This window comes from Bacillus sp. AY2-1 (assembly GCF_008368965.1).
In the GTDB taxonomy this organism is placed as follows: Bacteria; Bacillota; Bacilli; order Bacillales; family Bacillaceae_G; genus Bacillus_A; species Bacillus_A thuringiensis_S.
The window spans coordinates 1-20,771 of record NZ_QPEL01000164.1; the positions used below are offsets into that span (position 1 = coordinate 1).

A 20,771-nucleotide genomic window follows, 5' to 3' on the forward strand; every position below is an offset into this window, starting at 1 on the left:
AATAAAAAGAAATTGTCTTTGTTAAAAAGACAATTTCTTTTTATTTTTATAGTGCTACTTGTACTTGTTGTACTTGTAAAACTTTTAAAGTAAGATCTAGTACAATTTTTTCACGAAGCGTATCAAATGGTTCGTTTAGGTTTGTAGGACAAGGTGAAAAGTCTAATTCAAAAAATTGAGCGCTTACTAATTCACAATATGGTTGTTCGTTATAAAAAACTGCATTTTCAAAGAAATATTTGTCTAGACGTGGTAAATCACCGTTTTTAGGATTTATAAAATGAGAAGTAGTGTCCGAAGAAGAATCTACTAAAGCTAATGATAGAAAATCACCTTCTGTCAGATCTGCAAAACCAGAAAATGGAACATTTGCAATACGATCATATAGAACTCCATTACACTCGTCATTTGCATATTCAATATTTTTACGAATATAGCCTTGTACAAATAATTTCGCTCTTGTAACTCTTCGGTAAGGTGTACCTGGTACTGGTACGAATGCTACAGGCACTAACTTACATTGTGTTAAAAATACGTTTTTTAAGATGCGTTTAATTTCGACTGCTGGAGGCTCTAATGAAATATCGGACTCTACAACAATTTGAAGCGTTCTTTCAGCTAATACAACTGGAATCTTTACAATAGGTGCTCCTGGAGTAACAATTGGTGTTGCAGTCTCATCACTTAATGGTGTTTGGGTTTGTCCCGCTACCTGACATGGTACATTAATTGGACATTGTTCGCTCATGTTTTATGCTCCTCTTTTTATAAGATTTTAGAGTTTATGAAATTTTCAAACTCATAATACTTGTATATGTCTTTCTTCTACTAATGTTTGGGTTCTATAGTAGCCTTTTTAATCATTATCATTAAGTTAGTATAATCTAATCATTTTTATTGAAAATTCTGAAAATTAATATTTTTAGAGGGATACAAATTCTGTTTTCAACGTATCTCGCAGATTCGGTAAAATTATGAAGTCTTTATTACATGAGTTATCTTGAATTTAATTTTGAATATCACGATATGAACATGGTTACCAAATGATCATTTTTATTTTTATCAAGCTATATATTCGTAAAAAATCGCTTTACATATACTGAAGTTTTATTTGTTGTTACATAAAATCTTTTACCTATTCAATTTTGAAATATACATTCAAGACAGTATACTCCAAAATAAGAAATTATTTTAAATTAGAATATTTTCTTTGATAAATGTGTGTTGATTAATTTCATAATCAGTAGTTCTATCCACTCTCCCTTAAAAATTAGCATAGTTTTTATGAATTCTATATCTAGTAGAAAGCTCTCTATCATATAAAAGTATAATAATAGGTTAATAAACAAGCAGTTTTTTTACTAAAACATAGAATAATACTAACCCTAATTGAAGGGCGGCATAAAAGTATTTCCTGGAATAATGATTGCTGGAAATCTAAAGACAAGCACCATTGTGATGACGATAAATTTAGATATATTATTTATATAATTTGTGTTATAGTTTCAAATGTTAATTAATTACAATATTTTCCAAAAAGGAGTATACATAGTCATATAAATCATGTTATTTTGGATAGTTTGTTCTTTAAATTAGGAATTAAATAAAGAATTATAAAAACGCGCTAGGTACAACTAAGAAAGAAACAGGATAAAGAATAAGTCATATTACCTGTAGTAATAACACTAAGTGAATTGCACCCCTTATAAGTGACTTGTGTATCTCTTACTGCGTTTGAAGTTAATTGCCAATATTTCGTGTCGTTCTTCCACAAGACATTGCGTAAAACCGTTTGGTTACCAATTCCATCAACGTAATCTTCAACATCTTTCATTCACTTCATTAAATTGTCCTGTTGCTTGATTTTGTGCCTCTTGAACTTTTTTATTCAACTCTGTTTTTGTGGTTTCAATATCTTTGTTGACTTGCTCTAAGGTATCTTTCTTTACTTTGTCCACATCAGGAACAACCGACTCCCAATTGCCATTCTTCCATAATTTGAGGATGCCAGGCTTGCCGTTTGAAATATCTAACCATAAGGTTTTTCCATCTTCTAAACCGATTGTCGGTGGTTTTGCGCTTTCAATAATTTTTGTTTGATAATTTTTAAGGTTTTCTTGTACTTTTTCTGCTAACTTTTTTGCTGCTTCTGATTCCTTTTACACAACATCAACTTGTTCATTTGTCTCTTTCACAAGTTCTTCCAACTTATCTAACAAGCCTTTATTTGCTTTTCCAGCTAGACTGCCCATAACTTGGGCATACATGTGATTTAACAGACTTCTCGTATCTTCTACTTCTTTAAAATCACCAAAATACTATTTATCATTTGCTGCATTTGTATCACATTCATCCGCTGCGATAAGACGCGCTTCTAAAAACAAAGGTGGCGTAAATTTTGTATCTTTGATATGGACAATATCGCCCTTATTTACTTTTTCATGAGATAAACCAAATATCTTTTCTAATGCAATTGGAGTTACTTCATACTGTACAGTGCTATTAATACGTTTCTTTAGTTCCGCTTCCGTTAGTTGTTTTAATCTTTCAGCTGACATATTTTGATCTTATGTTTGTGGACTATAGATGTCATATTTGTGTGAACCATCTTCTGTCCAACGTTGTAAGGCATCTGCATCAGCGACGTATAACTTCCCACCGTTAATCTTTTCAAAAGTTAGATACTCACCTGTTTCTTCGTTAAAGGGCCCGACACCAACTAGTGCAGAAATTGCATCTTGTGAATTTTCAATACGGCGTATGCCTTGTAAGTCCTTTCCTAAGACAATTTCTTTTCCGTTATCCCTACCTTCTTTACGTACCATATCTACGTATCTACTAACAATAAACGAACCTTTTACTTCTGTACGGAATCGGATTTCTAACTCAAAGGTACTTGCTATTGTTTTCAATAAATCTAGTAGGTTTGTAAATTCTTTGATATTTATCGTGCGGAAGCTTGCATATTCCGTTACACCACGTTGCCACTTCGTTCCTTCTAAAGCGAAATCCAGCCATTGATTAACTGTGTATCCTTCTAAGGTTTGTGGTTTAATTACTTTTGCTTTTTTTAATTTCTTATGTTCACTTAGCGCATATATTTTTTTAGAACGATCTATAGAATCTTGTTCGCTTTCGTTTATCACATATGAAACAAACGATCCATCACGCACACGCTTTAAGATTATGTTTTGTTGCATTAACTTCGCCGCTTTGTGTGTACCATCTGAAACCGTAAATTCGAATTGGTCTACATTGTTTTTTAGTTCCCATTTACGAAGATCATCCCAATAATCTTGTTCTTTAATTACTGCAATGATTTGTTCTGTTTTAAAATCAAAAATGTGTAAATCGTTATTACTCATAAATATCTCTCCCTGTATGCCACTTCCACTTGTCCGATATCAGAAGGTAAAATTTCGATTTGATTCGTTCCTTTTTCTATATTTATAAAGTCACCGAATAAATCTTTCGTATAGATTGCATCTTTTCCATTAATCTTGATACTTGCATCTGCTGTATCGATTTCCACTACATCACCTTTTCGTACGATATAATAAGGCGCTTCGAGAGTGGTTGTTTTATTAAATTTCCAAACTTTTATGTCGTTTATTGAAGCATTTAAATTGGGTGCTTCTTTCCATCCTCCAATATGCACCATAATTTGTGCTAGTTGATTTTTTGAGTATCTTTCATCCACATCAAAATACTCACGGTATGATTCTGAATCGTATCCACCCTTTTCTAAAATACGAGCAATATCAGCCGCCCAAAAGTTTCCGACACGAGTAATTCGTAAACGACCTGTAAAATCATTCCAAGTCCAAGGAGAATCTCCCGTAGTTGAGATAATGTGATGTCCTTCGTCAATTTTTCCGGCGTGTATCTCTCCATAATTAGAAGCTACGTTTACATGTACTTCAGCCATTGACATTTTGCCTATAACATCAGAATTCACATCCAGAAGATATATTTCTACACGCCCCATAGATTTAGCGCTATTTTGATTCCAACATTCTACAATTGCTTCAACAGTAAAATCCTGTAGCGGTTCTTTTAAACTTTTCCTAGCCACTCCGCCATGCCATTTACTACCTGCCCCAAAGTTATCTATAACAAAGCGCTCACTATCTGACTTTAGAGTTCCTGTGTTTTCACCTTCGTCAGTGTTTGGACCATTTTGAGTCCAACCAACCATTGTTTTCATTTCATCGTGCATAACAAGCTGTTCTTTCTCGACTGTTCGTTCTTCCACAGAAACAGGGTATCCCATACGAAAATGTTGAATTTCTTCTTCCTTTTTTCGTGAAATATCAATAAAAGTAGAGGGATTTTCTACCTTAACTGTGAACGTAGGATCAGAATATTCACTCCCATTATTCGATATATTTGTAATTAATCTACTTCCTTGTAATTTGAAATCTATTTTTCTCCTTGGGCCTAGTTTATAAGGCATTGGACAAATGAATTTTAAGGTGCCTTTTCCTAAACTCACAAAATTATCAACATTAAAATCTTCATCAATAACAGCTATATATGTCCTATCTAGTTTTGTATCAAAAGTTAGCTCGGCTGCTTGTTCAGTAATTAACCATGTCGCTATTTCTTCTTTTAACGTTTCTAAATCTGTTCCATCTGGAACGATAATTCCCACAGGGACAGAAAGTCGACGAGGATCTGTTTCCGTTCCTAATAATCTTGCGCCTGGATATCCAGGCGTGTTTAAAAATTTACGTTTTAGAGGTGCCCATGTTGGCGGGCTCCATCCTTTTTCTAGTTGGATATATTCTTTTCGTTGATTGTTGAATGTAAAAGAGCTCATTTTGACACTCCGTTTCTTTATAAAATAAAAGAAACCCAAACCTAAAAGGCTGAGTTTCTCTTTTCTTCTCTTTCTTGATACTCGGTTGTATAGCGATAAGTACCGCGTGCCACGTCTCTTCCTTCTAAATTTACGGGTACTTCAATAACTAAATCTCCACCAAGCATTGGAATAACTCCACCGCCAGATGATCCGAAAGAATTATTAATGACTTGATTTGATACACTATTTGTCATGGCTTGTCTACTTACACCACTCATGACGGTCTTTAATCCTCCTAATTGGCTTGCGGAACTAGCCATCATACGGCTCATATTATCCATTAATTGATTTTATAGATTATAAAGGTATATTATGAGTTGTGTTTTCCATCACTTCTCACAATACAAATATATCACGTTAACTCCAAAACGACCGGCACATTTCCTGCCAAAAAAACGGCCATAACCCTGTCACTTTTTATCATCTTATTTACATATAATTACAATAAAAAATACAATTATGCTCAAAAAAGAAGGGATTATTTTTAATCCCTATCTTTTGTGATTGTAGTATTTATGAAATTAGAGCTATCAAAGAGATGTATATAATAAAGGCTGATGTTAGTTTTCATCTTTATCATTTTCTGATTTCGTAGCAGTATCTTTAAAAAAATCACCTGCTAAATTAAGTAGTTTCTTTCCACCTTCACTATTCAAAAGATTCATTAAAAATACCGGATCTTGAACCTTTTGAATAAGAGCTTGCATAAATACGGATTTAGCAACACCTAATATCTCTGTCGAAGTTATTTTTATATTAAAATAAGGAATGTTAATTTGGAATGGCGAATAATCAGATGAATTATTTTTCTGTTTTTTTAATTTTTCATCAGTCGTTCCATTGATTGCTTCATTGGTTGTTTCATTATTCGTTTTGGGAAGTGTAACAGCTTCAGCCGCTATTATTCGACTTTTCTTCTGAGTTACTTCGGTTATTGGAATAGATGAAGTTTGATACGAAACATTTTTATTAAAATATGGGCTAGATCCCATTTTTTTCTCCTTTCATAACGAACACATTATATATTCTAAACATATATTAAACTATATTAATGAAGGATTACTTCACACTACGTGAAGCAACCCTTTATTTATTCTTGGTGATATAAGAAGGTTGTTACTTAAAAACCACCATATCCGCACCAGCTTGCACCAACGATAATAAGCAAGATAAACAATACGATTAGTAATGCAAATCCTCCGCCATAACCACAACCACTTCCATATCCTTTTTCTGCAGCCAAGATACACTCCTCCTCTCTAGAAGTTCATAAACTAGCAAAAACAAGTTGCACCAACGATAATAAGCAAGATAAACAATACGACTAGTAATGCAAATCCTCCGCTATAACCACAACCACTTCTATATCCTTTTTCTGCAGCCAAGATATTCCCCCCGATCCTATAACAAAGATGCGTTTCATAATAACTAACAGAAGTTCTATTAATTTAACTCGTAATGAAAACAAGCTAACAGAAAAATGATTTTTCATTGCAGTCATGTTGTACTTGCTTATCACTACACTGACACTATATGTATTGGGCTGTAAACGGTTATGTGCTTTTATATCAACTTTTCCATTTTTGAGGAAAATGTCATTGACCATTTTTAAAATCGTTATATTTATATTAATAATTTTGTAACCCACATTTGAATTTAATCATTCGTATCTTTTTCTCTACTTTGACGATTTGAAATCATTATCTTCTTAATCCATACTATTTTCACAAAGTAATTAATATATCATTTCAAGTTCTCTATGACTTACCTATATCTTATATTGTGTGTAACTGCCCCCTTCGCTGAATCCCTTGGTATCATTGAATTTATAATACTTTCTTTTTTGAGTTACATAGTACAAAATTTATGAGTAACTGTAAGGAGTACCACCACATTACTATCAAGCTAAGAATATGAATTTTATTAATCCATCTTTTTCTTTTGCATATTGGCTAGTATAGAACAAAAAGGTTGTCAAATGCCGAGCGAACTCTCAGCAGATGATAACCCTTTGGACTAGCGTATCAATGATTTAATTAGATAACCTCACAAATATATTATTGAACCACTCCAAATACATTAATTTCAGCGGCACTTGTCCATGGATTGTTGTTTACCTCGCTTAATGCACGTAGTTTAATATAACGACCTGTCTTGTTTGCAAAGCTGACCTCTTTCAAGTTAGTATTGTTTGCAAAAGCACCTATGGATACCGCTGTTCCCCAGTTTACTCCATCACTACTGACGTAAAACTCATAGTCCTTAATCGTTCCATTTATTTGGCCGTCTTGCCTTGGCAAGTAGCTGAATTTGGAGAGGTTATAAGTTGCACCTAAATCAATTTGAATCTCGTGTGGCATTGGAGCTACAGGGCTCCAGTTTGTATGCCAAAATGTGTCTTTGTTTCCATCAAAGGCATACGTACCTAAATTGTACCAATTATAGCTATCTACATATTTTAGTGTCCAGTTTGTTTGCGGAATTAAGCTAGCTTCTTTTGTTGTGACTGCTACATTCATAGCAGAATTACTTGTACTTGTCGTTGTAATCGTTACTCCTGTTTTTTCTCCCGTGTAGGTATTACTATTCGGATTAGTGTCTGGACCAAAGGTAGCAGCATGATTTTGATTCGTGTAATAGAATGGGTCTTGGTATTCACTGACTGATTGCTCTATATCAATGAAAGGATGCGGATCACTGGAATTATTATTCATAGATTCATCAATATGCCAAACCGCAATACCACCAGAATTTGTTGGTAAGCTCGCATCATACCCAACCTTTGCGCGATTCTCAACTAAAAAATACGTATTATCCTTTAAAGGAATCTTTAACACATTATAGTTATTTGGGATTGCATTTAGAGTAAAGTTATTAGTGGTATTTACTACAGTTGGTGTTACAAAGCCCAATTTTACCTTTGACCAAGCATCCATATGATCTGGGGTAGTTCCATACTCTTCCCCTTGAAGACTATTCCAAGCTCCATTCCCCATTATACTTAGACTACCTACACGGTTATTGTCACCATATAGATCTGGAAGACCAAAAGAATGCCCTAACTCATGAGCAGGTATACCAATTGTCGCCATATGACCATATTGTTTTTCACCCTGCGCTGTATACATGCCTGATACTGTAACACCATCGTGATTTGTATTAGGAGCATATGACTGATGCGCCCAAATGTTTGGAAGTGGCCCCCCACTAGCCTGTTCATTACCAGCAAGAAAACTTACAATGTAGAAGCCATCTTTAGAGTCAACGACTTGATCATTATTAGTATCAAGACTAGCAAAATTCACTTGAGAATCAGCTTTAGCCAGTGCATCTGTTATAACCGTACCCATACTTTTTCCCGATGTACTCGGATGAGCGTAATCTAATTTCACTTTAACCACTCCATCATTTTGAGTACCATATGTTTCAGGAGCTGGAGTTATCTGTACTTTTCCGTTACTTACTTCATTATAGTAATTCTTAACTGACTTTTGATTTGTAGAAAAGAATTTGTTACTCCAATCGTTATCGTTATATGCAATATCAACATCTGTAAACCCAATTAACAAAACAAGTAATTTTTTGTTTCCTAAAACTGGAGTGACAGTTCCATCAATATTTTTTGGTGATTCTTTTTGTAATTTATTCATGTGCTCCTGTTTTTTCTTTGCTTGAGGGTTGTATTTTTTTATCCATTTATTCAAATTGTACTCATTTATCGCCATTGAAGGCTTCTTATCAATTTTATATTTTGTACCCGTTGATTTCAGTTCATCTGCTTTAAGCTCAGCGTAATTCCAATACCCCTTCTGATCTTGTAAAAGTACGTCACCATCCTTTGTACTTACCCAATGGAACCATTCATCTCCATGTAACGTGCCCTCAAAAGATTCGCCTGAAGGCTGCTTCATTTTGACAACTCCCTCGTATGCTGGTGCGGCAAAAGCATTCGTTTGAACATACAAAACACAAATCAAAGAAAAAACGGACATGAACAGGAATTTTAAAATTCTTTGCATAAACTTTCCCCCTTTTTCAATGGTGTGTGGAATATTCTGTTGATTGCCAGACTAGATTCATACATGGAATAGATCGACAGATACCTTTGTATAACACTAACAGAATACCTTTAATTATAATTACAGGAAATTGAAAAAATGTTAATTTTTTATTAAGATAAATATTTTCTCAAGATTATCGAAGAGGAGTGATGATGATAGTTCTTCAGAGAACTAATATTTTTCTGCCTAAAATGGATCTTAACGTAACCTGCAAATCTTTTGCTGTGGTGATCCCGTCCCAATCAGACTAAGAATTTAAACTATCCTAAAAGAAAAAGCAATGATTAAATTTTAAACCTAGTCATTGCCTTATCCATTGCATCTTGATTTACACCTATATAACGTAACGTGACTTTCTCTGACGAGTGATTAAATATCCCCATGAGCAATGCTATGTTTTTGTTTGCATATACATATGATACCCATATGTCTTTCTCAACGTATGTGTCCCTATTTCATCTAACCCAAACTCTGCCGCTGCTCCGCTTAATATCTTATATGCCATGCTACGACCAATTGGACGATTCTTACCTTGTCTGCTTTGCAATAAATACTCATTATCTTCTCTTTCTTCAATAAACCATTTAAGTTCTCTTTTCAGTGCTGCAGTAATTTGTATTCGTTTCTGTTTCCCTGTTTTCTTTTCCCGCATAGATATATGACTACCTTTGACATCTCCTACCTTCAATTTCAAAATGTCCGAGATTCTCAGGCCTGTATTGATTCCCATAATGAAGAGAATGTAATTACGTAAGCACTTTTCTTTAAAATATTCTTTAAGCTGCTGTATTTGCTCTGGATCACGTATTGGCTGAACAAAATTCATTATTCATTACCTCCAGTTTCTTCTGTCTCGTAAACTTCTAATCTAAGAGCAAAAGCAAGTTTATAAAATACTCTAGCCTTAACACGTCGATAAGTACGCTCGCTCATGCCGATTTCGTTATATACCATATAATCACATACATCTTCATCTTCTAAATAACGCTTAATGATGATGTCTCTTTGATCCTTTCCTGCACGTCCATTACCCAAACGACTAAGAAACTGGTCAATACGAAATGATGTTTGCTTAATCCACTCTTCTCTTTTACTTTGTTGAATATTAGCCATCGCTATATCTTCTAGTAGCTTCCCTACATCATTTGTAGGCCCGTGATATCTAATTTCATAAGAAGAAGTGACTTTCATTTCTTCACGCATCATTCCAAACTGCCTATACAAACGCACACTTTCCAGAACACCTTCTAATTTTTTCTGCGTTGCTACTCTATCAATTTTTGGTAAGAAAGATAATTGTTTATTCATGTAAGACCACTCCTTTTTATTTTTAAATTACTTTTGTCTTATTGCTCCGCATCTTCGTTCATAACAAGGTCTATGCATCCCCATTAAATCCTCAATTTCACGAGTACTTAATTTCTCTTTTTGTTTTTCTTATTTTTCTTCTTTCCTTGCTTGGATTGCTTTTTCCACTCGCGTAATTGTTCTTTTAGTGCCTTCATATTTCTCCATCCCTCTTTTCAAAATAAAAAGGACACCTATTCCTAAAACAGCTTTAATTGCTGCTTTAATGAATTGGTGCCCTCTAGTTTTCTAGCCGGACTATATTCTGTTTGTTTTACTTTAAAAGGATTATTTTGTTAAAAAATTCATTCTAATTTATAAACACTATCTTTTCCTTATATTTTCCATTAAAATTTAATAGAAATATTCCGATAACAAAGGAGCAACCTATGAAACATAATATAAATCTATGGTCCTTTATTTTTTCATTCGTTTGCATTGCTTTTTTTCTTTTATATCTTGAAGTATGTACACCTGAAATAAATGCATCTTTTATAAACGCCGTTTATTTTTCGTACTCATTTTTTCAATAGGAACTTTTTTTGCTGGTATTAAAGGATTCTCTAAAATAGATAATTGGATATCAATGCTTAGAAGCATAGTAACAGTTCTACTAACACTGTTATTATCAGTGTTTTTAACACTAACTTTTATTATGGGCTATGCATTAAGTTAATCGTAGTTCCTCACGAATAAAAACCAATATTCCGTCAATACTGTAGACACATGGCTATCTTTCTCCGATTTCCTTATATGAGCAGTTAGCTTTTGCTAGTTGCTCTTTATTTGTACAAGGTACTCAATTGACTGGCGCACATATAATATCCTGAGTTCCTTTCTTTATAAAATAGTCGTTATAAAATGAGACTCGTCACGAGAGCACTTTACTAAGTGCTCTTTTTATATTCCAACTTAATACAAAATGAAAGTTTGATTAAGCTTATTTTTATTACCGCATAACATGTTTAATTCTGCTTATAATATAGTTGTAACTTAAAATTACATATCATTTACTTGTAGGGCCTAATTTTCTTTTGTACAACAAGCAGTTAGCTAATTAAGCTGGCTGCTTTGTTGTGCAAAAGAAAGATTTTCTTAAACTGCACATTCATTAAGAACATACATAAAATATCATGTGGTATTCTTTTTCAATATTAGTTTTGTTCATGGAGCGCCTTAAAAAGCGCTCTTTGTATTACAAATAACTATTTCGTTCAAACATACACACGATTTATATAAACTAAGCATATATTTATATAGACAAGACATAGCTTTTACTATACATGCACAATTTTTGTGCATGTTTTTTATATAACAAAATAACTATTTTGTTATATTCCTTGCACTTTTAAATGAGACAAGCATATGTTGTAGTATAGTGTTTCATCACTTATATACACTTCCTTTTTTCAAGAGTACATATTCGATATGTACTCTTTTTGCATCACTATAAAATAACGCTTTTGTTTAGTTCTGATTTTTATAGTTAGATTAGATAAATTTGTTTCTTATTATCTCAAAATACAATCACACCCAATTCATATCATGCATCTACTGGATATAATCTGAGATTCTAAGAAAGGATGATATACATATGTCTAGAAAAGACAAATTTAACCGGTCACGTATGTCTAGGAAAGACAGATTCAATTCATCTAAAATAAAATCTGAAATTTCAATTTCTCCCGACCTAGTTGGGCCTACTTTCCCACCAATCCCATCATTTACTCTGCCTACTGGCATTACCGGACCTACTGGCAGCACTGGGCCTACTGGGAACACCGGGCCTACTGGCGACACTGGGCCTACTGGGAACACCGGGCCTACTGGCGACACTGGGCCTACTGGGAACACCGGGCCTGCTGGCGACACTGGGCCTACTGGGAACACCGGGCCTACCGGGAACACTGAGCCTACCGGACCCACATTTAACATTAATTTTCGTGCAGAAAAAAATGTTGCACAGTCTTTTACTTCTCCTGCAGATATTCAAGTATCGTATGGTAGTATAATATTTAATAATGGTGGAGGGTATTCTCCAGTAACGAATACATTTACAGCCCCTATAAATGGTATCTATTTATTCAGTGCCAGTATAGGATTTAATCCAACTTTAGGTACGACTTCTACTCTAAGAATAACTATAAGAAAAAATTTAGTATCAGTTGCTAGCCAAACAGGAACAATTACTACTGGTGGTACACCTCAACTTGAAATTACAACTATTATTGATTTATTAGCTGGCCAAACAATAGATATACAATTTTCTGCAGCAGAAAACGGAACTTTAACTGTAGGCAGTAGTAATTTTTTTAGTGGCGCATTATTACCATAATGAAAATCTTAAAATATATTACAATTACATTTGGATGGATAACATTATCATCAATTTTGCATACAGTATTCTTTAATTAATTCCCATTAGATTCATACAGTTAACCTTTGTTAAATTTTCTTTTTCTGTACTATTTATATACAACGTTCATATACTTACACAGACTTTAGTAATCCACATTATAGGTCTTGGCTTAAGAGCACCCCAATCTCTAATGGTGCTCTATTTAATTCAAATAACTATTTTTTTATGTTTCCTAACTTACAGTAATGTCCTAAAAAAAACATTCATATATATTTATCAGATGCACTTTGAAATCCCAGAGTATCAAATATTTTTAAGAATTGACTGACCACCAATATTCAACTTCTCTTTAAAAACTTATTAAAAATAACTTAGATACAAAAAAGCTACGTTTTATATAGGATAAAAAATTATCTTACGTAAAGGAGCTTGATTATTTGTGAATTACCAAAATGATAATAACTCTAACCTTCACAACCCTTGCACTTGTCCATCCCCCACGGCTAACAGTTTAAATGTTGTTCAAACTACCCCATCAATAGTTTCTGTAAATTCTGCAATTCCACTAGATACCGTGGTAAATTCTAATGGTACGGCAATCTCATTCACACCACCAACAACTGTTTTACTTGAAGGTGGAAGAACCTATTTGGCAATCTATGAAGTGCAAGTTATCATTCAACCAGGAGGTAATTCGGCAGGTATCACTATGTACCTTAATAATAATCCAATCATTGGCTCTGGTACTTCTCTGGGATATACTGCAGGATTCACTTCTGTATCAGCACCCGCTATTTTCACTACACCTTCAGGTATAACAAGTACTCTTACTGTTAATGTAGGACCATATTCTAATACATTAAATACATTGGGCTTAACTCTTGCTGTTGTAGCGTTAACATAATAAAATCTAGTTCTTTCTAAAATAATTTTCTTTGTTCTTTAACTATTTTTTGAGGCTAGCCTTTAGGAACTCCACATAACTACATATAGAAAAAGAACATTATTTGTTTCGATAGTACTAGGTGACTCGGCTAGCACAATTGCTGAGTCACCTATTTATCTATAATAAAATAAAGCTCTTTTTTAATTTATTACGTGTTCTTTTTGATACAGAATTCTAATACAATTAATTTTCATATTATAATTACCTACATCGCGTATTTTTAATAGATACAACAAATCTCATACATATAGGAGGACCTTAATGATCCTAACTCAAGAAAAGAACATAAAATTAATTATGTATTTTCTTACCTTATTATCTTTTTTTATTCTTATTTTCTTTAGCATCACAATTTTTTATATACCGTTGATTTTTTATTTTATATACAAATCACAAAACATTCGAAAAAATATCCTTGAGGCTGTGTTTTATCAACTATTTATTTGGATAATTACAGTAATTTGGAATCTTTTAATAATAAGAATCTTAATGCTATCCTTGTCTAATTTAGACTTGACTTCAAATAATACTTTGATTATTTCCAGCATAGCTCCTTTATATCTAATACTGTTCCTTTTGTTAATTTTCGGACCGATAAAAGGGATTTTATATGTGCTACAAGAAAAAGAGTTTCATTATCCTATTATTTCTAAATGGATTAACCAATAAAATTACGTGTAAAAGAATTCAGAGTTTTACTGAATTCTTTTTTTATGGATTTTCCAAATTCTTTTACATATTCCTCTATTCCTCCTTTTTAATGAAATTTAAATCACATACCAATTAATTTACTTAAATTGAATTTTTTTGGTAATTTATAGTAATATTTACCTATGAAATCATTACCCTTATACAAAGAGCTATGAGCCTTTCCACTCATGGCTCTTTTTTATTACGATTTTCACTTCACATCTACACGATTTTGACTAGCTTCTCGACTAAATCCGCCTGGGTATCTTTTTGCTAATTTAGATATATTCATTTGAGCAATATCTTCTAGGGTATACCCCATTTCGTGAGACATGATTGAAATGTAGTACAAGATGTCTCCTAACTCTAAAGCGATTTTATGCGTATTCCCTTCTTCTTCTCCTGGACAATGAGCCAGATCAAATCCATGACCATGAAAAATTGCTTTTTTTACAACATCAGCAATCTCGCCAGCTTCTCCCGTAAGCCCTAATGCTGCATTTAAAACATGTCCACCGAAATCATTATTTGTATTCCATGTGCATAATGCCGCTTCTTGATATTGATCTAATTCACTGATTTGATTAATATTCATTGCAGCTTTTCCTCCCTTTGATTTACTAACTAATTTAGTTGTTTCATATACACCATTTTCCATAGCTTTCATTTTATTTTCTCCTTCCTATTTAGCAAATTCCTAATCCTATCGGACGATTTTCAATTAAATACTTATCAGCCTGATCTATTACAAGGAGCGCAACCTCAGCATGATGTCTCCTTAGTGCTTCCGCCATTTCTGGTAAACTCATACCTTGATTCCACATTTCACGAAAACGAATTACATCTCTTTCATCCCAAATGAAGTTAGCTTCTTCTAAAGCCATGTATATTTTCAAACGTGATTCCTTCATCTCTTCATGACTTCTTGCTACACTCATAAGCGAACCCACTTTCTAAAATGATTATTTTATCTTTTCAGTAAACTTAGCATCTACACGATCAACTTTACCGTTTATCCAAACTGCGACTTGCTCACCGAATCCGCTGACTCTTTTTAACATTCTCCTAATCATATGAAGCTAATTCCCTTCATTTCTTAATATTTTCTTCATCACCACCGCTATTATTATCATTATGAAACTAATAGCACATATAGGTAAATAATTTTTCGTACTGAATCCTTCAAACATAAAACCATAAACGACTTGCCCAATCGGTGCCATACATTGAGATACCGCTGTTATAATTGCCATCACTTTTCCTAGATTTTCATTTGGTGTTTTCTTTTGGACTACAGTAATCACATAGATGGATACAATTGTCATAATCATTGCGATTAGAAGAGAAGAAAGTATAAAGAGGATAAATGGTGGATAGTATCCTAAATTAAGAATAAACGGTGTAACTGATAGTGCCACTGGCATTACTAATAAAGCTATGATAAGCATCCAATTATATAATGTTTTCATCTGTAACTTTTTAGCAAAGAAACCGATTGACAATGCTCCTAATATGGTTGCAAAATCAATTAATCCCATTCCAATTCCATACATCGTATCGCTACTCTGCATAGTTACTCGTAACATAATAGGTCCTCCAACAACAAATAACGGTGTCAAAATTAAGTTTAGTAAAGCTGCAAGTAACATAGCCTTCAAAATAAAAGGTTGCTTTAAAACATAAAGAAAACCTTTTTTCATATCTTTTACAATTGTCGGTATGATATGGCTTTCTTGCGCTCTTTTTATAAAAGGTATTGTAATAAACATTTCTAAAATTGCAGATAAAAAGAAAGCAAGACAACTTGTTATTACGAGCATTTTCAAACCAATTATGCCATATAATATTCCTCCTAGTACAGGTGCAACTATATTAGATAATGCTTGCACACCATTTATGATACCGTTTGCTTGTTCTAACTTTTTCTCTGGAACTAATTGCGGAATACTTGCCATAACAACTGGTGAGTACATTGCACTAATGACTGCTAGTAAAAACATAATTGCTCCAATCAATAAAATAGATACCGATTCAGTTAATAACAAAAATATAAAACTTAATACAATAGCAGCGTTTATAAAATCCAAAATGACCATTACATTACGGCGGTTGAAACGATCTGCTATCGCTCCGCCAAGAGGAGCTAACAAAAACGGGATACTCGTTATGGCATATAACCCTGCAAATATATCGGCACGTCCTGTTATATCTAGCACATATAAAGACAGTGCAAAACGTAATAGTGTTGAACCTAAAATAGTAATAATTTGACCACTTACCATTAAGTGAAAATCTTTCAAGGAAGATTGAATACTTGCTGGCATCTTCATCACATCCTTCATTTAGTCTAGACCGACTGCCGGTCTATAACACCCAAACAGAAAAAAGCTATTTCTGTTTCATTAAAACCTCGATCATATAATCAAAGGACCCTTCTTTCGCTCCAACAGATACTTCCATCATTTTAATATAAGCCTTAGCTCTTCTCATCATTTCTTCCGGTTTCCACTGGAATAAACCATCATCAAATATGACTTGTGCTGAAGAGAGTAATAATTCAATTGTTTCTTGTGGGTATGGAGTAGAAAATATGCCTTCTTCTATTCCTTGCTCTAAAACTTCCGTTAATACAGGAGATAAATGTATAATGGATTGCACTAAACTTTTCTGATGCATTTCTGCATTATTTGGTTGATGGAATTGTTCAATCATTTTTTCTTTGACATCTCCTGATTTTGGTGATTGTTCCATTAAAATTTTAATTAACTTATCTAAAACGGGGATATCGGGATTGGAGACAATCCTTTTCGCCTTAGTGACATCCTCTTTAATAATCCTCATAATGATTTCATCCATTACTTCCTCCTTCGACTTAAAATAATGATAAAACGTCCCCTTTGCTATACCAATTTCTTTTAAAATATCATTCACGGTTGTTTTCGTATAACCTTTCGTAAGAAACAAACGCTCAGCTGTTTCTAAAATTTCCTTTCTACGCTCCTCATACTCCTTTACAATTCGCATTCAAGTTCTCCTTCCCATCAGACCGACTGTCGGTCTATTAAAATTATATGTTTAGTTTGCAAAAAGTTTCCTATTATCGTACATATACAACACCATACTTTCTATTTCCTTTATAAATTTTTATTTTTTAACGTCCGCTCAATTTGTTTAAAACGTATCTCATGTTTCTTATCGTCACCTTTCATTTTAGGAAAAGAACGATGCCTCCGTTCGATCTATGTACTTATCAATGGAGTATTTTGTTGAGTTCCAATATGTAATATTGCATATTTCGCACTTTTATTTTTTTACATGTGATAATTTATTTATAAAAATATAAATTATTAATAAGGGTGATTTATATGAGCAAGTTCCGAAAGAAGATGATTAAATATTTGCAAACATTTTGGGGATGCTTAGCATTTGGTGTATTAATGTTTGCTATCTTCTTAATTACGGATTTAACAGATTCATCTTTAAATACATTAGGCTGGAGAGACTGGCTAGGTTCTGTAGCAGGCGCAACCATTTTATCTGTTGGGATATTTACTTTAAATAAATTGAATTTAAAATAAATATTCGGTCAATACTGAATGTGGGCTGTATGCCAACATTCATTTAAAATAGTCTTCTCTGTATCTCCTTGTATTGAGCAGTTAGCTTTTGCTAGCTGCTCTTTTATTTTGTTCCGGTTCTTGCCTCTTAAAGAACTCTTTATCTACTTTTCCCCAATAAGTACACATATCTATTCCCCTTTGCTACAAAATGAAATCTTTATTTTGTTTTACGCGTCGCTTCTTCAATCAGCCAAGATACAATATTAAAATCATTAGCTTCACCCTTTAAAGATGTTCCGTTCCAAAAGCATTCTTTCATCACTTCAAGTAATTTTTCAACAGCTTCAATTCATCTCATATTAATTTTCCCTTTCTCCCAAATAACTATTTTGTTTTATTAATTAACTGATTAATAAAACAAACACCTTTATTAAACATTCCATGTTTCTTCACCCCTTGAATATTTTTCAAATAAAAATACATACTATTTTCAAGCCGCCGTGTCCATGGCTAATACCTCTTTCTTTTGATGTATATTTTTTTAGAAATCGAAAATAATACCAACAAGCAGTTTGAACTAGCAGCTTCACTCTTCTCGCAATGGGGATGCAAATTATCACAATTAGCTAACTCATTGAACTCACTGGCAGACAACCAAAATCGTTGTCTGCTTTTTGTATGAGATTTTTCGTTTTACATATACTACTTTTGAACCTGCAGACCAATACGAGCCATTTTGGTGCTTGGGATTTCCCTTCCGGGGATAAGTATCTTTTACTTATCCCTTTTTTGTATAGACACGTATATTTAGGGTAAAACTAATTACAAGCAGATTTTCTGTTTATGCGTAGTTCTAAACAAGATTACTTTTTCTCCTATTAAAGGACGGCAGGTACGACTGCTAGTCCTTTTTTCTTATTTCGCATATTATCACTACATTACCTTCATCGTCGTAAGCAATTTCCCCATAAGGATGGCAGTGGTGCTTCTCGAGTTCCTCATCGATCAAAACTAACAAATTAGTTTTCCAGTTTCCAACGATCGTACACCAATACGAGTTTAATCCTTCATAAACTTCTCTTGTTCTATTTCAATAATTGCGGAATGTATAATGAAAATACTCGCTCGCTTCAATACCTTTTCTTTTAACCAAAGTGTTCTGCTGAATGATAGTAATACCCTTGCACTAATGGTTTTGGACTATAAAATTCCCTTTATAAATTTCAAATGCGGTGAATGAAATTTTGTTTTTTTCTTGCCATCATCCTTGTTGTATACAAACAAAAAAGAGCCACAATATTTTGCGACTCTTTTACAATTATAACTATTTAACGGCCACGTCTTTGCTGACCTTGCTTTGTACTACCTTTTTTATTACTTGGCTTATTAAATGATCGGTTATTTTCATTTCTCGAACTATTTCTTGAATCATTTCTTGAGCTATTTCTCGAATCACGTCTTGATTCACTTCTTGAACCTTCACGGCTATCTCTTTGACGATTTTGACCTGATTTCTTCGGAGCCGGCTTTGGTACCGGTTTTCCATTTTCATCTACACGTTTTATCTTCGGTTGTTCGATTATTTCTCTTTGTATTGGTGCACCAAGCGTTTTTTCAATTTCTTCTAAATGTTTTTCATCTTTCGCTGCAACGAACGTAATTGCAAGACCTGATCCACCTGCACGTCCTGTTCGGCCAATGCGGTGAATATAACTTTCTACATCTTCAGGGATATCAAAGTTAAATACGTGCGTTACACCATCTACATCAAGTCCGCGAGCTGCTACATCCGTTGCGATTAAGTACTGAATTTTAGCTTCGCGGAAACTCTTCATAACTCTTTCACGTTTCGCTTGAGGTATATCACCATGAAGTTCAGCACAATTATAACCTAATCCTTTTAAATTATCATAAAGCTTACTCGCTCTAACCTTTGTACGACAGAAAATAACAGCTAAAAATGGCTGATCACGATCCATAACAAAACGAAGTGCATCTGGCTTTGCACGGTCTGTCGTCTCAATGACACGCTGCTCAATTGTATCAACCGTTACTTGTTCACTTTGTACTTGAATCATTTGCGGTTCATCCATATAACGCTTCGCCAATTTTTTAATATCTTTTGGCATCGTTGCTGAGAATAACATCGTTTGTTTACTACCTGGTGTCTCATCTAAAATATCTTCAATATCATATAAGAAACCAAAATAAAGCATTTGATCCGCTTCATCTAATACAATTGTTGAAAGATTACTTAAATCAATTGTTTCACGGCGTATATGATCTAATAATCGTCCCGGTGTTGCTACAACAATATGTGTATTACCTTTTAATTTTCTCAACTGTTGCGCAACATCTTGTCCACCATATATCGCTAGTACATTAATATCTTCTCTTTGAACAAGCATTTTTTTAATTTCAGTTGTAATTTGCAGTGCTAGTTCCCTTGTTGGTGCAACAATTAAAGCCTGAACATCACTAGACGCTGGATCGATTTTTTCTAAAATCGGTAACACGAATGCTAACGTTTTACCCGTTCCTGTTTTCGCCTGCCCAATAATATCTTTACCTGACAGAATAACTGGAATTGCCTTCTCTTGAATTGGTGTTGCTTCTGTAATTCCATTTTCACGTAATGTATGATTAAAAGTTTCACTAATTCCTAATTCTAAAAAGTTTTTCAAATAGACCACTTCTTTTCCTTATTTTTCACATTAGCTTTCATTGTACCATTTGTTTCGCCAAATATGAAAAATAAAAAAATTCTTATCTTCTTTTTTTATATTCATCCTGTACTAGATGAACAAATTCTTTTTGCTTTTTCTCAGATTTTATTAATGCTTCCATGTTAGTAGAAGACAAAATGAACTTCTTAATTTTTCTATTACAGCAAATAACGAACCCATCTTCTCCCCCCTATACTCTTGCTCAAATTATATATATT

The 20,771-nt window shown here is 33.5% G+C and carries 16 protein-coding genes and 5 pseudogenes; 5 read left to right on the top strand and 16 right to left on the bottom strand.

Annotation, left to right across the window (positions count from 1 at the left end):
• Positions 1 to 46: 46 nt before the first annotated feature.
• The 10 genes and pseudogenes from DN403_RS26625 to DN403_RS26680 form a co-directional block, all read right to left on the bottom strand.
• Positions 47 to 748 carry a CsxC family protein gene (locus DN403_RS26625; RefSeq protein WP_149185920.1) on the bottom strand — a complete coding sequence of 234 codons (702 nt, stop codon included), beginning with the start codon at positions 746 to 748 and terminating at the stop codon, positions 47 to 49.
• Positions 749 to 1,820: 1,072 nt separating this feature from the next.
• Positions 1,821 to 3,365 (bottom strand): annotated as a pseudogene (locus tag DN403_RS31980) (phage tail spike protein).
• Positions 3,362 to 4,822, bottom strand: a complete 1,461-nt coding sequence (locus DN403_RS26645) for a distal tail protein Dit (protein ID WP_149185921.1) — start codon at positions 4,820 to 4,822, stop codon at positions 3,362 to 3,364. The pseudogene DN403_RS31980 and the gene DN403_RS26645 overlap by 4 nt, the downstream one beginning before the upstream one ends.
• Before the next feature lie 41 nt (positions 4,823 to 4,863).
• A pseudogene (locus DN403_RS26650) lies at positions 4,864 to 5,154 on the bottom strand (hypothetical protein); the annotation flags it as partial.
• A gap of 270 nt (positions 5,155 to 5,424) precedes the next feature.
• Positions 5,425 to 5,856, bottom strand: coding sequence for a hypothetical protein (locus DN403_RS26655; RefSeq protein WP_000535862.1), 432 nt, complete (start codon positions 5,854 to 5,856; stop codon positions 5,425 to 5,427).
• A 128-nt stretch (positions 5,857 to 5,984) separates the two neighbouring features.
• A complete protein-coding gene (locus DN403_RS26660; RefSeq protein ID WP_071740201.1) occupies positions 5,985 to 6,107 on the bottom strand; it encodes a YjcZ family sporulation protein in 123 nt (40 codons plus the stop codon).
• 31 nt (positions 6,108 to 6,138) lie between these two features.
• Complete coding sequence (locus tag DN403_RS26665; RefSeq protein WP_149185922.1) at positions 6,139 to 6,249, bottom strand: YjcZ family sporulation protein; 111 nt, start codon at positions 6,247 to 6,249, stop codon at positions 6,139 to 6,141.
• A gap of 672 nt (positions 6,250 to 6,921) precedes the next feature.
• Entirely contained in the window at positions 6,922 to 8,883 is a 1,962-nt protein-coding gene (locus DN403_RS26670; protein ID WP_016098513.1) for a M6 family metalloprotease domain-containing protein, read from the bottom strand.
• 326 nt (positions 8,884 to 9,209) lie between these two features.
• Positions 9,210 to 9,751 (bottom strand): annotated as a pseudogene (locus tag DN403_RS26675) (site-specific integrase).
• Positions 9,751 to 10,233: an ArpU family phage packaging/lysis transcriptional regulator gene (locus DN403_RS26680; protein WP_016077722.1), complete on the bottom strand. Its 483-nt coding sequence runs from the start codon at positions 10,231 to 10,233 to the stop codon at positions 9,751 to 9,753. The pseudogene DN403_RS26675 and the gene DN403_RS26680 overlap by 1 nt, the downstream one beginning before the upstream one ends.
• A 428-nt stretch (positions 10,234 to 10,661) precedes the next feature.
• Between DN403_RS26680 and DN403_RS31985 the strand changes: the two are divergent.
• The 4 genes and pseudogenes from DN403_RS31985 to DN403_RS26700 all read left to right on the top strand — a co-directional run bounded on the left by DN403_RS31985 (position 10,662) and on the right by DN403_RS26700 (position 14,246).
• Positions 10,662 to 10,948 (top strand): annotated as a pseudogene (locus DN403_RS31985) (hypothetical protein).
• A gap of 918 nt (positions 10,949 to 11,866) precedes the next feature.
• Complete coding sequence (locus tag DN403_RS26690; RefSeq protein ID WP_481747568.1) at positions 11,867 to 12,607, top strand: exosporium leader peptide-containing protein; 741 nt, start codon at positions 11,867 to 11,869, stop codon at positions 12,605 to 12,607.
• Positions 12,608 to 13,070: 463 nt separating this feature from the next.
• Positions 13,071 to 13,535, top strand: coding sequence for a hypothetical protein (locus tag DN403_RS26695; RefSeq protein ID WP_016077725.1), 465 nt, complete (start codon positions 13,071 to 13,073; stop codon positions 13,533 to 13,535).
• A gap of 303 nt (positions 13,536 to 13,838) precedes the next feature.
• Positions 13,839 to 14,246 carry a magnetosome magnetite crystal formation protein family gene (locus DN403_RS26700; RefSeq protein WP_065228829.1) on the top strand — a complete coding sequence of 136 codons (408 nt, stop codon included), beginning with the start codon at positions 13,839 to 13,841 and terminating at the stop codon, positions 14,244 to 14,246.
• Between the two features lie 232 nt (positions 14,247 to 14,478).
• Here the strand turns inward: DN403_RS26700 and DN403_RS26705 are convergent, their stop codons facing one another.
• The 5 genes and pseudogenes from DN403_RS26705 to DN403_RS26725 all read right to left on the bottom strand — a co-directional run bounded on the left by DN403_RS26705 (position 14,479) and on the right by DN403_RS26725 (position 17,291).
• Positions 14,479 to 14,934, bottom strand: a complete 456-nt coding sequence (locus DN403_RS26705) for a nucleoside triphosphate pyrophosphohydrolase family protein (RefSeq protein ID WP_000646384.1) — start codon at positions 14,932 to 14,934, stop codon at positions 14,479 to 14,481.
• 19 nt (positions 14,935 to 14,953) lie between these two features.
• Entirely contained in the window at positions 14,954 to 15,205 is a 252-nt protein-coding gene (locus tag DN403_RS26710) for a hypothetical protein (RefSeq protein ID WP_000109540.1), read from the bottom strand.
• 24 nt (positions 15,206 to 15,229) lie between these two features.
• Positions 15,230 to 15,316, bottom strand: a pseudogene (locus tag DN403_RS26715) (DUF3954 domain-containing protein); the annotation flags it as partial.
• A 30-nt stretch (positions 15,317 to 15,346) separates the two neighbouring features.
• On the bottom strand, positions 15,347 to 16,591 hold the full coding sequence (locus DN403_RS26720) for an MFS transporter (protein ID WP_016077728.1): 1,245 nt from the start codon (positions 16,589 to 16,591) through the stop codon (positions 15,347 to 15,349).
• Between the two features lie 64 nt (positions 16,592 to 16,655).
• Entirely contained in the window at positions 16,656 to 17,291 is a 636-nt protein-coding gene (locus DN403_RS26725; protein ID WP_016077729.1) for a TetR/AcrR family transcriptional regulator, read from the bottom strand.
• A gap of 341 nt (positions 17,292 to 17,632) precedes the next feature.
• Here DN403_RS26725 and DN403_RS26730 point away from each other — a divergent pair, with 341 nt between their 5' ends.
• A complete protein-coding gene (locus tag DN403_RS26730) occupies positions 17,633 to 17,845 on the top strand; it encodes a hypothetical protein (protein ID WP_016077730.1) in 213 nt (70 codons plus the stop codon).
• A gap of 1,310 nt (positions 17,846 to 19,155) precedes the next feature.
• Here DN403_RS26730 and DN403_RS26740 read toward each other — a convergent pair.
• Positions 19,156 to 20,520 carry a DEAD/DEAH box helicase gene (locus DN403_RS26740; RefSeq protein ID WP_149185923.1) on the bottom strand — a complete coding sequence of 455 codons (1,365 nt, stop codon included), beginning with the start codon at positions 20,518 to 20,520 and terminating at the stop codon, positions 19,156 to 19,158.
• Between the last annotated feature and the right edge of the window lie 251 nt (positions 20,521 to 20,771).